Raw genomic sequence first — 14476 nt, forward strand, 5'->3', positions numbered from 1 at the left:
GGGGGCCATACCCGATCGAAAGGGATACACCATGGCCACCGTGCGTCACGCCCACACCGTCTGGGAGGGCGACCTCCTCAAGGGCAAGGGCGAGGTCACGCTCGACTCCTCCGGCATCGGTTCCTACGAGGTCTCCTGGCCGTCGCGAGCCGAGGAGCCCAACGGCAGGACCAGCCCCGAGGAGCTCATCGCCGCCGCGCACTCGTCCTGCTTCTCGATGGCCTTCTCCAACGGCCTGGCCAAGGCCGGCAACCCGCCGACCCGCCTGGAGACCAAGGCCGACGTGACCTTCCAGCCGGGCGAGGGCATCACCGGCATCCACCTGACCGTGCGCGGCGAGGTGCCGGGCCTGGACGCCGACCAGTTCCAGGCGCTCGCCGAGGACGCCAAGAAGAACTGCCCCGTCAGCCAGGCGCTGACGGGCACCACGATCACGCTGACGGCCGAGCTGGCCTAGCCGCCGCCCCTTGAGGCACCGCGTGGCCCGCATGGTTCACGTGCCACCCCTGTGCGTGGTACACACATGCGGGTCACGCGTCACACCACGCTCTTTCGAGTCCTGTCCGCCAACAGGAAGTGGGTTGGTTGCCTCATGTCCGCAACACGACGTCAGATCCTCGCCGGCATCGTCTTCTCCGGTGCCCTCTCCGAACTCTTCGCCGGTACCGCGGTCGCCGCACCGACGACCGGCCGTCACGCCGGTTACGGCCCGCTGGTCCCCGACCCCGACGGCCTGCTCGACCTGCCGGCCGGCTTCCGCTACAAGGTCCTGTCCCGGCAGGGCGACCCGCTCCGCTCGGGCGAGGGGCTCGTCCCCGGCAACCACGACGGCATGGGCGCCTTCGCCGGCCGCCGCGGCCGGGTCCACCTCGTCCGGAACCACGAGAACCGCGTCACGGCGCCGACCTCCGTGCCCACGGTCGAGGGCCTCACGTACGACCCCGCGGCCAAGGGCGGCTGCACCGCCCTCGAACTCGACGGCCGGAACGACGTCCGCGGTGAGCGGGTCGCCATCGCCGGCACCGCGGTCAACTGCGCCGGCGGGCCCACCCCCTGGAACACCTGGCTGACCTGCGAGGAGACCGAGGACCGGGCCGGCACCAACGGCTACACCAAGGACCACGGCTTCGTCTTCGAGGTCGACGGCGCCGACCCGCGCCGCACGGGCGCGGTGCCGCTCACCGCGATGGGCCGCTTCCAGCACGAGGCCGTCGCGATCGACCCGCGGAGCGGGATCGTCTACGAGACGGAGGACGCCTTCCAGCAGCCCTTCGGCCTCTTCTACCGCTTCCTGCCGAACAGACCGCTCGGCGGCACCGGTTCGCTGCGGGCCGGCGGCGCCCTGGAGGCGATGCGGGTGCCGGGCGTGCCGGACCTGTCGGCGGTCCAGGAGACGGGGGCGCGCTTCGAGGGCGTCGAGTGGGTGCCCGTACCGGATCCGATGGCCACGCGGACCCCCGTCCGGCTCCAGGACTTCGGCCCGAAGGGCATCACGCACGCGCAGAAGCTGGAGGGCTGCTACTGGGGCGGGAACGGCGGCGGCCCGGGGGCGGTGTACTTCGTGTCCTCCTTCGCCCGTGCCAAGGACGGCTCCGCGGCGACCCACTTCGGACAGGTGTGGAAGTACGAGCCGCACCGGCGCCGCCTCACCCTCGTCGTCGTCTTCGGTCCGGACACGGACGTGCGGCTGCCGGGCGAGTCCCCGGACAACATCTGCCTGGCGCCGGCCGGCGGCCTGATGGTCTGCGAGGACGGGGACGGCGCACAGCACGTCTTCGGCGTGAGCCGGAAGGGCGAGGTGTACGCGATGGCCCGGAACGCCCAGGCGCTGACAGCGGCCGCCACCGCAGCGGGCGGCACCCCGGAGACCCTGGAGTGGGGCGAGTTCGCGGGCGTCACGTTCTCGCCGGACGCTTCGACGATGTACGTGAACTGCTACACGCCGGGGACGACGTTCGCGGTGACGGGCCCGTGGCGCCGGTGAGGGCCGCCCGCGGGCCGGTGAGGTTGCCGGTGACGGGCCGGTGAGGTTGCCGGTGACGGGCCCGTGGCTCCGGTGAGGGGCCGCGGGGCCGGGAGCCGACGGGCCGGAGACCCGGCCCGGGCGCCTGATCAGCCCAGCGGGTAGCGCACGTCGGTGAGCCGCTCGGAGAGCTCCCACAGGCGGCGGCCGGTCTCCGGATCGGTCGCCGCCGGCGCGTAGGCGACCGGCCTGGGGGCGCCGCGCAGCTCGCCGGGCCCGTCCGGCCCGAGGAACGCGCCGCCCTCGACGCCCGGGGCGGTCGCCGCGTACAGCTGGGGCCGGGCGCCGGACTCCGGTGCCTGGGCGAGCAGCGGGCCGAGGACCTTCCCGTACACCCACCGGACGAGGGCGACGGGGGTGTCGTTCTGGAGGTTGGTGGCGGTGTAGCCGGGGTGGGCGAGGACGCTGCGCACCGGGCTGCCGGCGGCGGTGAGGCGCAGGTGCAGCTCGTGGCCGAAGACGGTGTTGGCGAGCTTGGCCTGGTTGTAGTGCCCCATGGGCGAGTAGCGGCGCGCGCCGTCGATGTCGTCGAAGTCGATGCGCCCCTTTCGGTGCTGGAGGCTGCTGACGGTGACGACCCGCGGGTCCCGGCCGGCCGCGAGGCGGTCGAGCAGCAGCCCGGTGAGGGCGAAGTGGCCGAGATGGTTGGCGGCGAACTGGAGCTCGTGGCCCTGGGCGCTGAGCGTGCGCGGCGGTGCCATGACGCCGGCGTTGTTGACGAGCACGTCGAGGCGCGGGTGCTCGGCGCGCAGCTTGTCGGCGAACTCCCGCACGGAGTCGAGGTCGGCGAGGTCGACCCGCCGGACGTCGAGCCGGGCGCCCGGGACCTCCCCGGCGATCCGCTGCGCGGCGGCGCGCCCCCTGCCCCCGTCGCGTACGGCGAGGACGACGTGCCCGCCGTGGCGGGCCAGCTCCCGGGTGGTGGCGAGGCCGAGGCCGCTGTTGGCCCCGGTGACGACGAAGGTCCGTCCGGTGAGGTCGGGGATGCGGTCGGCGTTCCACTGCTCTGTCGCATGGGTCATGTGACACACGCTGCCGCTGATGACACTTGGTGTCAAGCATTGCCCCGAGTGCCAGCGGGCCGGGCTAGGATCGGCGCATGACGTCCGACAACCTCTCGCTGGCCGAGCGCAAACGCCTTCTCGTGGCGACGGAGCTGACCGAGGCGGCACTCCAACTCCTCGCCCGGCGCGGCTTCGACGCCGTGACGGTGGACGAGATCGTGGCCGAGGCCGGGGTGTCGAAGCGGACCTTCTTCCGCTACTTCGCGTCCAAGGAGGACGTCGTCGTCCAGTTCCTCTCCGGCATGGGCACCGAGATCCACGCGGCGCTCGCGGAGCGCCCGGCCGACGAGCCGCCGTCCGCGTCACTGCGGCACGCCGTCGCCGTACCGCTCGCCGCCTGCACCCTGGACACGCCCGAGCACGCGGCCCGCGCACTGCGCGTGGTCCAGCTGATCCTGCGCACCCCGGCGCTGCTCGGGCGCCTGCTGGAACGGCAGGCCGAGTGGCGCGCGACCCTCGCGACCGAGCTGGCCCGCCGTCAGGGCCTGGACCCGGCCGCCGACCTCTACCCGCGGCTCGCCGCCGGGACGGCCCTGGTCGCCTTCCACACCGCGCTCCAGCAGTGGGCCGACGGCGAGGCCGCGGAGGACCCGCTGCTGCTGCTCGACCGGGCGTTCGCGGTGGTGCGCCCGGCGCTCGACCCGCAGGATCGGTGAAGGGACCGCCGTACGGGAAGGGCGAGAGATGCCGAAGGACAAGAAGCGTCCGCTGAAGGACCGACTCAGGCTTCCGGTCGGCGAGAGCGTCGACCTCGCCTCGTACGACACCTCCGCGACTCCCGGCGGCCCCGACGGCAAGGCGGCCGGTCTGGCCGCCACCGCCGCGCTGGGCCCGCGGCTCGCGGACCTCCAGGAACGCCTGTACGCGGCGAGCACCGCCGGCGACCGGCGCCGGCTGCTCCTGGTGCTCCAGGGCATGGACACCAGCGGCAAGGGCGGCACGGTCAAGCACGTGATCGGCCACTTCAACCCCTCGGGCTGTCGCATCCGTGCCTTCAAGGCCCCGACCGAGGAGGAGCGCGAGCACCCCTTCCTGTGGCGCGTGACGAAGGCACTCCCCCAGGCGGGCGAGATCGGCATCTTCGACCGGTCGCACTACGAGGACGTCCTCATCGCCCGGGTCCGCGAGCTGGTCCCGCGGGGCGAGATCGAAGACCGTTACGGCGAGATCGCGGGCTTCGAGAAGGGTCTGGCGGACAGCGGCGTCACCCTCGTGAAGGTGTTCCTGCACATCTCCTACGAGGAGCAGCGCAAGAGGCTCCTGGAACGCCTGGACAACCCGGAGAAGCACTGGAAGTTCAACCCTGGCGACATCGAGGAACGGGCCATGTGGCCCGCCTACCAGGACGCCTACGAACTGGCCCTGGAGCGCTGCGCGACCGACCGCGCCCCCTGGTACCTGGTCCCGGCCGACCGCAAGTGGTACCGCAACTGGGCGATCAGCACCCTGCTGCTGGAGCACCTGGCGGAACTGGACCCGCAGTACCCGAAGGGCGACTTCGACGTGGCGGAGGCGCGGAGGCGGCTCCTGGAGTCGTGAGACGCGGGGCGCCGTTGCGGCGCCTGAGTGTCCGTCCGGCACGTACGCGTCGAGCCGCGGACCGGGACGGAGTCCGATCGGATAATTTCACCGGGTGACCATTCCTGCACGAAAACTATCGGCACTGGCCCTCCTGGGTGCCGTACTGGTCGGCTGCGGCGGGGGCGCGGCCGACACGGCCGGGCGCAGCGGCGCGGCGTCCCCCGCACGGCCCTCCGGCAGCACGAGCGCCGCCCCCTCCGGCACCACCGCCGGCGCCGACCCCGCCCACGAGCCGGGCGGGCAGCCCAGCGCCAAGGCGGGGGCCCCGCCCGCCCCGGGCCACCGGGCGGCCCCCGCACGGAAGGCCCCGCCCACGCTCGCACCGGCGGCGGGCGGCCTGACCCCGGTCTACAGCCACCGGGCGAAGAGCACCGAGAAGGTCGTGGCGCTCACCTTCGACGCCGACATGACGGCCGACCAGGGACCGCGCGCGGCCCGCGGCGAGCACTTCGACAACCCGCAGCTGATCGCGACCCTGCGCCGGCTGAAGGTCGACGCGACGGTGTTCATGACGGGCCGCTGGGCCGAGGAGTACCCGGACCAGGCCAGGTCGATCGGCAACGACGCCCGCTTCGAGATCGCCAACCACTCCTTCAGCCACTACGCCTTCGCGAACCCCTGCTACGGGCTCCCGACCGTCGCGAGGCCCGACATGGCGGCCGACGTCCAGCGCGCCTTCGACGCCTTCCGCGACGCCGGGGCCACCAACGTCGTGCCGTACTTCCGCTTTCCCGGCGGCTGCTACGACGACGAGGCCCGCCGCGCCCTCGCCCCGGCCGGCGTCACCGCCGTGCAGTGGGACGTGGTCAGCGGGGACGCCTTCGCCAAGGACGCCGACGCCGTCGCCGAGCAGGTCCTGTCCGAGGTGAAGCCGGGCTCCCTGGTCGTCATGCACTGCACCCGCAGCGCGGCCCCGGTCACCGAGCGGGCGATCCGCCGGATCGTCCCGGAACTGCGCGCGAAGGGCTACCGCTTCGTGAAGGTCTCGGAGCTGATGAGCCGATAGGGAGCGCGGGTGACCCGGCCCTACGGCCGGGTCATCAGATCGAGGACGATCCAGCCCTCCCTGGTCGCCTTCCGCCACGGGTACTCGCACACCATCCGGTCGACCTCGGTGAAGTTCTCGGCCACGGTCCGCGTGGGGAAGGGCTTGCACTTCCCCTTGTCGGCGTACTTCGGGCAGGAGCCGTCCGGCTTGCGGAACTGGTGGGCCTGCCAGGCCAGCGTGCCCGCGAGCTTCTCGTCGGGGTGGGTCGGCAGGTACTGGTTGCTGAAGAAGGACCCGATCATGCCGCCCGCGAGCGCCATGGCGAGCAGCACGCCGACCGCGGTGAACCGCTGCGGCGGCGCCTGGCCCGGCTTCTCCTCGGCCCTCAGCCGCTTGACGAGGGGAGCGAGCCGCTGGGCGGCGAGCACGCAGGCCAGGACGGTGAGGGCGGTCAGCGTCACCTGAATCTGGATCATGGTCCGCGGGAAGAGCTGCACCTGCTGGTCCGCCTCCATGTGGCCGGCCAGCCAGAAACGGATGAGCCACGCGCTGCCGAAGCAGGCGAGCGGGGCGACGACCACGGCCTTGCGCAGGCCGAGCGCGACGGCGAAGCCGAGGCCGATCAGCACGATCACGGCGTACATGTGCAGCCCGGAGAACTCGCCGAAGCCCGGGTACTCACCGGGCTCGTCCCAGGCGCGGCTGCTCAGCGGGGTGGTGCCGATGTACGCGGGCTCGGTGAGCGTGTAACCGGAACACCACTGGTCACGCGTGCTGGTCGCCCCCAGCAGCACCCGCAGGTAGACCCCGGCGACGAGCAGGAATCCGCCGAGCGCGCTGCCGAGGAGGACGAGCCCGCGCAGCGGCCCGGTCCGCCACGGGTAGAAGAACAGCACGGCGACGATCACGCCGGGCAGCGACCACAGGTGCCAGCCGGAGTAGACGAGGAAGAGCAGCCCGAAGAGCAGCCCGAGGAAGCCGCCGCGCAGGACCGTGCCCCGCGTGCTGAAGCGCGGCGAGGCCCGCAGCCACAGCAGCAGCTTCGCGATGAGCGGCAGGAGCAGGACGAGGACGAAGGGGCTGTAGGGCTTGTGAGGGAGCGTCTGCTGGAGGGCGGGCAGCAGACCCAGGGCGAGCGCGGGCAGCGGCTTGAGGCACATTCGCCACAGCAGGTACGCGGCGGGGCCGGTGAGGGCCACGATGGCGATGAAGACCCACTTGAACGCGAGGGCGGGCTCGCCGTCGAAGAGCCCGGCCTTGGCGAGGTAGCCGATGGTGTAGGGCACGGCCGGCGGGTAGAAGGCGTCCATGGCGCCGGTGTGCAGCACCTCCTCGGCCCAGCCGAGGATGCGGTTGTTGTCACCGTAGGGACCGTTCAGCGGCCAGGGCGTGCCCCGCAGCGCGAAGATCTGGCCGGCCCCGATGAACCCGGTGGAGAGGCCTGCGACGGCCGCGGCGGCGAGGCGGTTGGTGATCTGCTTGACCCGGTCGGTCGCCCGGACGGTGACCCACCCCACGACGGCGAGGACCACGAGCACGACGACCGCGAACCGCAACTGAAGGGTGGAGAGCCCGCTGACCTGCCCCACGCGCGTGACGGGGCTGTTGCCGATGCTCAGCCCCCAGACGGTGAACCCGAGCGCGGTCGCGGTCGCCACCGCCACCTCTCCGGCAGCGGGCCCCCAACGGCGGGCCACCCTCCTGAGCAGGTCCTGCGGCGCCCGGCGCGGGGGTCTCTGATGGGCACCGGTGGCGGGCTCCGCCGCCTCCAGCGTCGTGGCTGTCTTCAACTGTCTCTCCAGAACGGCGGCCGGGCCCCGGGCCCGGCGTCGCAACCGCTTGCATCAAGGGGGAGGCGCCGCTCAGGGCACCAGAAGTCCAGAACTCAGACGATCCTCCACGCCGTTGGGTTGCCATCCAACTGGGGTGACCTTCGCCACGCGTCACAGAGGCCAACCCAATCCTGCCGCGAGTCCGCCGCGACATCGTTCCTCCACGCCACCACCACCCCGGCCGGCAGCAACCCCACGCAGCACCCCCGCCTCCCACCGCAACCGTGCAAACGGAGACGGCACGATGATGTGCTGCTCGGCTGGGACGAGGACGGCACCCCCATCGTGCTCAACCTCGCCTACTCCGCCCCCGCCCTCGTCGCCGGCCTCACCCGCTCCGGCAAATCGATCACCGTCAACACCCTCCTCGCCTACGCCTCGCTCATGCGGGATGTGCGGCTGATCGTGATCGATCCCAACCTCGGTGCGGTCGCGCCCTGGTGGCGTACCGCCTACAAGGTCTCCGACGCCATTCACCCAGACGAGCCGACCAAGATCCTGCGCTGGGTGCGCGAGGAGATGCAGCGCCAGGAACGGCTGTTCTAGTCCGGCCGCACCGACCGCATCACCGAATTCAGCCCCGAGCTGCCGCTGCTGCTCGTGGTGATCGACAGGAGCGACATTTCCACTGGGGCAAACGGGGCAGTGCTCCACCCTTTCGGGTGTCGGGCTTCACACGTGACCGAGAACGTGTTTGTCAGGTGAAGGTCACGTGTTGATCCCGGGGCTGCCCACGGCCCGGTGCCGCGCAACCTCGTCGGAACGGAAGAGCCAGCGGAGCCGCGGCTCGATCAAGGGCCGCATGAGGCGGTGCACGGGTCGCGTGCACAGCGCGAGGGCCAGGCCCGCCGAGAGGACGGTGAGGACCGCCTGCCCTGGCACGCCCTGGAAGAACTCGTGGTCGTAGAGACCGCCGTGGAGGGCGGCCTGCCGGACGAACGCGTGCAGCAGGAAGGCGGACATCGTGCCGGCCCCCAGAGCCGTGAACCAGGTGCGGCGGCTCGGGACGAGCACCAGGAACGCGCCGGTGAGGACGAGACCGACCGCGTAGACGGCCGAGGCCTGAACGAGCCAGTGCAAATAGGAGACGTGCAGCTCCGAGGCGCCGGCACTCCGGTAGAACCACACCGCGCTGATGTCCGGTGCGATCACGTAGGCCCCCACACCCGCGGTGACGAAGGCGACGACGGCCGCCGGCCTGGCCCACACCCTGTCGCGCAGCCACGCCAGCCGCTCGGGCGACACGGTGAGGCCCAGCACGAAGAAGGGCAGGAACTGCAGGACTCGGGTGATCGAGAGCTGAGCGCCGAGCGAGAAGGCGCCCGCGGCGAGGAAGACCGCCGTGGTGGTCGTCACCGGCGCCCGCAGGTTCTGCCACAAGGGCGCGGACAGCCGCCACAGGAACAGGGCGATCAGGAACCACGTGACCCAGACGGGAGTGAGCGGCAGGAGCTTCGGCTGCGTCTCCGTGAGAAAGCTGTTGAAGAGGGCGAGGAGCACGCCCCACAAGATGAAGGGGATCAGCACGCCGGTCGCCAGTCGGCGGACCTGCCGCGGCTGAGCCGTGTACGTCCTGGTGAAGTAGCCCGATATGAATACGAACGCCGGCATGTGGAAGGCGTAGACCAGCAGATACAGAGCCTTCACAGGGCGCTGCTCGGGCTGACCGATCAGGGGCTCCCAGAAGTGGCCGCAGACCACGAGGACGACGGCCAGCAACTTGGCGTTGTCGAAGTAGGCGGCGCGCCCGGGCGCGGCTGACTCGGAAGTGCCGACCTTCTGGGTCGGCAGGGCGGGCATGGACACGGAATTCCTCTGGGGCCGGCTGGTGACAGGACGTCCATGGCTGGGCGGCTCTGCAGCGCGGCACATGACACGGGTTTCGTCCGAGGCAGAGTCAATCACGGTACGGGAAGGTCCTGGGTCGGCCCCGGGCCTTCACGACCGCCAGGCCGTCGCCCGGCACGCGAGGGCCACGGCGCCCGTCGCGAGCGCCAGGGCCGCGCCCAGCGCGGGCCACGGGAGGGTGACCGCCGGCGCGCGGGCGTCGGTGACCAGGGCCGTCACGGCGGTCCGCACCGGGGAGCCCGCGGTGACCAGGGCGAGGAGGGAGCCGAGGAGCAGGGTCGCGAGCGACCAGCCGCGCGAGGGGATCAGCGGGCGGGTCGTGAGGGCGCCGACGGCGGCGCCGGTCAGCACGCAGACGGCGGCCGCGAGCAGGCCCTCGGCGCCCGCCTCAGGCGCGGTGACCCCGTGCCGGTCGCTCACCGCCGTCACCCCGAGAGCCGTTCCGGCGCCGGTGAACAGGACGGCCGCGGTGCCGGTCAGGATGGCCGCCAGGTGCGCGCGGGCGCGGCCGGCCGCCGCCGCGGTCACGGCGCGCGCGGCGGGCGGTTCCTGGTTCAGGCAGATCCGCACCGCCCAGGCCGCCACCGGGACGAGACCGGTCACCGCGTAACCGAGCGCGCCGAGTACCGGCTCCCCCGGTCGGATGCCGACGCCGACGTACGCCACGTAGAGCAGGAAAGGCGCGAGCCAGCGCTGCGAGCGCAGGAGCAGGGCGGCCTGGTAGCGGAGCAGGGCGGACATGCCCGTCATGCGCGGGTGCCTTCGGTCGTCGCCTCGGGGGTCAGGTGCTCGATGTGCCAGTCCGCGTCCAGCAGGGCCCGCAGGACGGCGTCGGAGTGGTCCGCGTGGACCGTCGCGACCAGCTGGTGACCGTGCCACGCGCAGTCCGGCGCGCCCGGCAGCCCCTCGGGCAGCCGCGTGCCGCCCGAGGCGGTGATCCGGGTACGGGTACCGGCGCCGGGGTGGACGGGGTCGCGGGTGTCGGCGCCCGGGTGGACCGGGTCGGAGGTACCGGCGCCCGGGTGGACGGGGTCGGAGGTGCCGGCGCGCGGGTGCACAGCCCGGGACGGAGCCGGTCCGGCGGGTTCCGTCCGGTGGAGTCTCCCGTCCGAGACGGCGTACTCCGCGTCCGCCTCCCCCTCCAGCCGGCCCGGGTCGTGGTCGACGAAGACGACCCGGGCGCCTGCCGCGACGCGTTCCCGCACCGCGCGGTCGAGTTCCGCGCGGGCGGCCGCGTCCAGACCGGTCCAGGCCTCGTCGAGGACGAGGAGGTCCGGCTCGGCGAGGAGCGCCTGCGCGACGGCGACCTTCTGGCTGGTGCCCTTGGAGAGGGCGGCCAGCGGGGTGTTCCCGTACGCGGCCGCGCCGAACCGGTCCAGCCACTCCCCCGCCCGCGACCGCGCCGTACGCCCGTCCAGGCCCTGGACACGGGCCAGGTGGACGAGGTAACCGCGCGCGGTCAGCGGCAGGGCGGCCGGGAAGCGTTCGGGGACGTAGGCCGTGCGGGCGGGGCGGGCCGTGATCCGCCCCTCGCTGGGAGCGTCGATGCCGGCGACCAGCCGCAACAGGGTGGACTTGCCGGTGCCGTTGGTGCCGTTGACGCGCGTCAGGGTGCCGGCGGGCAGGCCGAGGCCCACCTCGCGCAGCACCCAGGGCCCGCGTGGTGCGTAGCGGCGTCCGACGCCCTCCAGGATCACGGTCGCGCCGGGATCAGTTCGCGACCTTCTGCGGGGTCGCCTCGCTCGGGCGGACGATGACGAAGCCCTGGCCCTCCAGCTTCAGCTGGACCGCCTCGCCCGAACCGCCGCGGATCATCGAGCCGAAGGACTGGGAGCGGTGCAGCGAGGTCTGCAGGCGCTCGCTCCAGCCGACGACCGCGTCCGTGTCGACGAAGACCGGCTCCTGCGGGTTGACCGGGATGACGATCGGATTGCCCTCGCACATCAGGGCGATCTTGCCGTAGCCGGTGAAGACGCTGTTGAACAGGCCGCCACCGGTCATGCCGGCGCCCTTCACCGTCTTGATCTCGTAGTGGAGCGTGGAGTCGAAGCACAGCACGTTGCGGCCGTTGACGGTCAGGGCGTCGCCCTGCTCGATCTCCACGATGAAACAGTTCTGCGCCTCGTGGGCGAACCACGCCTCGCCCTGGCCGCGGACGGCCATCAGGGCCAGGCCCTCGCCGGTCACCGCGCGCTTGAGCAGGCCACCGAGGCCCTGGCTCTTGTGCTCGAACTGCAGGTTCCCCCGGAAGGCGATCATCGAGCCCTGTCGGGCGTGCATCTCCCCGTTGACGGTGTACTTGACCGACTTGGCGTTCTGGAGGGTCATCCCCGGAAACGTCGCCGCCTCGGCGAGGTGCTCACTGGCGAAAAGATCACTCTTCATGGACGGCATCCTGTCCCGGAAGCCCTCATTCCCACAAGAATCGCTCGTACGGGCATCCGGACGGGCTGGCAGACTTGCCGGGTGAGCAGCAACGACACCCGTGACGACAAGCCGCAGTTCGTCCTCCCCCTCGTGGTCCGCATCGAGAAGGCCGCGCCCCCGGCCCGTACCGACGCCCTGGAGACGGCCGCCCGCGCGGTCCTGGAGATCCTGGCCGACGAGCGGTCCCACGGCGAGGGCGAGTGGGCGCAGGCCATGACGGACTGGCAGGACGCCCGGATCCGCAAGGTCGTACGGCGGGCCCGCGGCGCGGAGTGGCGCCGGGCGGCGGCCCTTCCGGGGATCGCGGTGACGGGCGCGGGCGGCGGCGACGCCGACGGCGACGTCCCCGCCGCGGAGGTACGGGTCTTCCCGCCCGTCCCGCTCGACGGCTGGCCCAAGGAGCTGGCCAAGCTCCAGGTCTCCGGCACCGACCTCGACGACCCCGTCGAGCCCGGGCCGGTGCCGGAGGGCACGGTCGTGCTGTGGCTCAATCCGCAGCTGGACATGTCCGCCGGCAAGACCATGGCCCAGGCCGGGCACGGCGCCCAGCTGCTGTGGTGGGAGCTGTCGGACGCCGACCGCAGGACCTGGCGCGAGGCCGGCTTCCCGCTCGCGGTCCGCACCGCCGACCCGGAGCGCTGGGCCCGGCTGACGGCGGGCGGCCTCCCGGTCGTCCGGGACGCGGGCTTCACCGAGATCGCGCCAGGGTCGTGCACCGTCGTCGCCGAGGGCGGGGAGCGGGTCGGCGCGCGGCTGCGGCTGCGCGCGCAGGAGGACGTGTCCTTCGGTTGAGGGCCGGCGCGATCCGCAGGATCGTCCACGGCCCGCGTGGCAGGAAGAGGGCGTCGCCGGTGGTCACCACGGCTTCCGGCCGCGGCGAACCTCAAATCAACCTCTGAACGTCTCCCCGTCCGGATTCGAACGGCGGCTTCCGGGCCATCACGTGAGGGACCGAAGGAGGGGGACATGAAGGAACTCGGTATCGGCATCGGCTGGCGGCCCGAGATCGCGGACGCGGTCGAGGCGCTGCCCGGTGTCGACTGGGTGGAGGTCGTCGCGGAGAACGTCTGCGCCGGCCATCTGCCCGACTCCCTGCAGCGGCTGCGGGCGCGCGGGGTGACGGTCGTGCCGCACGGCGTCTCGCTGGGGCTGGGCGGTGCCGACCGACCGGACGCCGGACGGCTCGCCGCGCTCGCCGAGAAGGCCACCGCTCTCGGGGCGCCGCTGGTGACGGAGCACATCGCGTTCGTACGGGCCGGGGGGCCGCTGACGGCGACGCCGCTCCTGGAGGCGGGCCATCTGCTGCCCGTCCCGCGCACCTGGGACGCGCTGGAGGTGCTGTGTGAGAACGTCCGTGCCGCCCAGGACGCGCTCCCGGTGCCGCTGGCCCTGGAGAACATCGCGGCCCTGGTCGCATGGCCGGGCGAGGAGCTGACGGAGGGCCAGTTCCTGTCGGAGCTCGTGGAGCGCACGGGGGTGCGGCTCCTGATCGACGTGGCCAACCTGCACACCAACCACGTCAACCGGGGCGAGGACCCGGCGGAGGCGCTGTCCTCGCTGCCGGTCGAGGCCATCGCGTACGTGCACGTGGCGGGCGGCCTGGAGCGGGACGGGGTCTGGCACGACACCCACGCCCACCCGGTGTCCCGGCCCGTCCTCGACATCCTGGCGGACCTGGCTTCCCGGGTCTCCCCTCCGGGTGTCCTGCTGGAACGGGACGACCACTTCCCGGCGCCGCGGGAACTCGCGGCCGAGCTCTCCGCGATCCGCGCGACGGTCACCGGGGCCCGGCCCCGGCCCCTCCTCATCGGCGCGGGCGCCCGGGTCTCGGGGGGCCCGATGCCGGCACCGTCGGCGGACGGCGAGCCCCGCGTGCCCGCCCAGGCACCGGCCGGAGCGACCCGCGTCCCGGCGGAGGCCGGAGCCCGTACGCCGGTGCCGGTCCCGGCGGAGGCCGGAGCCCGTACGCCGTCGGTGCCGGTCCCCGCCGGAGCGACCCGCATCCCGGCAGAGGCCCGAGCCCGTACGCCGTCGGTGCCGGTCCCGGCCGGAGCGGCCCGCGTCCCGGCAGAGGCCGGAGCCCGTATGCCGGCGCCGGTCCCCGCGGAAGCCGGAGCCCGTACGTCGTCGGTGTCGGCCCCCGCGGGGACCGGAGCCCGCTCGGCGGCTCCCGGCGCGGCGCCGCTCCCGGCGCACGCGACCGGAGCCCGCTCGGCGGCTCCCGGCGCGGCGCCGCTCCCGGCGCACGCCCCGGCCGTGGCGGCCCCGGGGGCCGCCGCCCCGTCGGCGGGCGCCCCCGCGGCCGCCCGCCAGCGGGTCGCCGTCGCCGAGGCGGCGCTGCTGTCGGCGCTGGTGGCCGGGACGCCCACGCCCGAGGGCTTCGACGTACGGCGGCTCGGGGTGCAGAGCCGGGCGCTCGCGGCGAAGCGGGCGGACGTCGTGGCCAAGGTGGCACCCGAGCTCCCGGAGATCCTGGGCGAGGGCTACCGGCCGGCGTTCCTCGCGTACGCCAGGAACCGGCCCATGACCGACGGCTACCGGCACGACGCCCTGGACTTCGTCGAGGGCCTGCTCGTGGCCGGCCGGCCCGAGGACCCCGACGCCAGGCGGCGGCTGACCGCCTGGTGGAAGGAACGCGCCGGCATCCGGCCGCCCGGCCCGGCGGCGCGCCTCGCGCACCGGGTCCGTACCGCACTGGGAAAGGGGTGAGGCG

At 73.3% G+C, this 14476-nt stretch carries 14 protein-coding genes; 8 read left to right on the forward strand and 6 right to left on the reverse strand.

From position 1 onward, the window contains the following. Positions 1-31: 31 nt before the first annotated feature. Positions 32-457 (forward strand): OsmC family protein, encoded by a 426-nt coding sequence (locus ACIRQF_RS28870; protein WP_376628983.1) that lies wholly within the window; start codon positions 32-34, stop codon positions 455-457. 135 nt (positions 458-592) lie between these two features. Continuing rightward, on the forward strand, positions 593-1984 hold the full coding sequence (locus ACIRQF_RS28875) for an alkaline phosphatase PhoX (RefSeq protein WP_404096295.1): 1392 nt from the start codon (positions 593-595) through the stop codon (positions 1982-1984). 128 nt (positions 1985-2112) lie between these two features. Here ACIRQF_RS28875 and ACIRQF_RS28880 read toward each other — a convergent pair whose 3' ends face one another. Next, a complete protein-coding gene (locus tag ACIRQF_RS28880) occupies positions 2113-3045 on the reverse strand; it encodes an oxidoreductase (RefSeq protein WP_404096298.1) in 933 nt (310 codons plus the stop codon). A 77-nt stretch (positions 3046-3122) separates the two neighbouring features. Here ACIRQF_RS28880 and ACIRQF_RS28885 point away from each other — a divergent pair, with 77 nt between their 5' ends. The 3 genes from ACIRQF_RS28885 to ACIRQF_RS28895 all read left to right on the forward strand — a co-directional run bounded on the left by ACIRQF_RS28885 (position 3123) and on the right by ACIRQF_RS28895 (position 5674). Continuing rightward, a complete protein-coding gene (locus ACIRQF_RS28885; protein ID WP_404096301.1) occupies positions 3123-3743 on the forward strand; it encodes a TetR family transcriptional regulator in 621 nt (206 codons plus the stop codon). 28 nt (positions 3744-3771) lie between these two features. Further along, a complete protein-coding gene (locus ACIRQF_RS28890; RefSeq protein WP_404096304.1) occupies positions 3772-4626 on the forward strand; it encodes a PPK2 family polyphosphate kinase in 855 nt (284 codons plus the stop codon). 94 nt (positions 4627-4720) lie between these two features. Continuing rightward, complete coding sequence (locus ACIRQF_RS28895; protein ID WP_376628975.1) at positions 4721-5674, forward strand: polysaccharide deacetylase family protein; 954 nt, start codon at positions 4721-4723, stop codon at positions 5672-5674. A 20-nt stretch (positions 5675-5694) separates the two neighbouring features. Here ACIRQF_RS28895 and ACIRQF_RS28900 read toward each other — a convergent pair whose 3' ends face one another. Continuing rightward, complete coding sequence (locus ACIRQF_RS28900; protein WP_404096307.1) at positions 5695-7446, reverse strand: hypothetical protein; 1752 nt, start codon at positions 7444-7446, stop codon at positions 5695-5697. 291 nt (positions 7447-7737) lie between these two features. Between ACIRQF_RS28900 and ACIRQF_RS28905 the strand changes: the two genes are divergently transcribed. Then, positions 7738-8034 (forward strand): FtsK/SpoIIIE domain-containing protein, encoded by a 297-nt coding sequence (locus ACIRQF_RS28905; RefSeq protein ID WP_404096310.1) that lies wholly within the window; start codon positions 7738-7740, stop codon positions 8032-8034. A gap of 162 nt (positions 8035-8196) precedes the next feature. On the opposite strand, the gene ACIRQF_RS28910 is transcribed toward ACIRQF_RS28905, so the two are convergent. The 4 genes from ACIRQF_RS28910 to ACIRQF_RS28925 form a co-directional block, all read right to left on the reverse strand. Then, entirely contained in the window at positions 8197-9288 is a 1092-nt protein-coding gene (locus ACIRQF_RS28910) for an acyltransferase family protein (protein WP_404096661.1), read from the reverse strand. A gap of 138 nt (positions 9289-9426) precedes the next feature. Then, positions 9427-10077: an ABC transporter gene (locus tag ACIRQF_RS28915; RefSeq protein ID WP_404096664.1), complete on the reverse strand. Its 651-nt coding sequence runs from the start codon at positions 10075-10077 to the stop codon at positions 9427-9429. Positions 10078-10082: 5 nt separating this feature from the next. Beyond that, on the reverse strand, positions 10083-11033 hold the full coding sequence (locus ACIRQF_RS28920) for an ATP-binding cassette domain-containing protein (RefSeq protein ID WP_404096313.1): 951 nt from the start codon (positions 11031-11033) through the stop codon (positions 10083-10085). 13 nt (positions 11034-11046) lie between these two features. Beyond that, a complete protein-coding gene (locus ACIRQF_RS28925; RefSeq protein ID WP_376628951.1) occupies positions 11047-11721 on the reverse strand; it encodes an AIM24 family protein in 675 nt (224 codons plus the stop codon). Positions 11722-11802: 81 nt separating this feature from the next. On the opposite strand from ACIRQF_RS28925, the gene ACIRQF_RS28930 reads away from it, so the two are divergent. Together ACIRQF_RS28930 and ACIRQF_RS28935 are read left to right on the forward strand one after the other, a co-directional pair. Then, positions 11803-12555 (forward strand): aminoacyl-tRNA hydrolase, encoded by a 753-nt coding sequence (locus tag ACIRQF_RS28930; protein WP_404096315.1) that lies wholly within the window; start codon positions 11803-11805, stop codon positions 12553-12555. A 174-nt stretch (positions 12556-12729) separates the two neighbouring features. Further along, positions 12730-14472 carry a DUF692 family multinuclear iron-containing protein gene (locus tag ACIRQF_RS28935; RefSeq protein WP_404096317.1) on the forward strand — a complete coding sequence of 581 codons (1743 nt, stop codon included), beginning with the start codon at positions 12730-12732 and terminating at the stop codon, positions 14470-14472. Positions 14473-14476 lie beyond the last annotated feature (4 nt).

Origin of the sequence: Streptomyces sp. NPDC101191 (assembly GCF_044767915.1) — a bacterium.
In the GTDB taxonomy this organism is placed as follows: Bacteria; Actinomycetota; Actinomycetes; order Streptomycetales; family Streptomycetaceae; genus Streptomyces.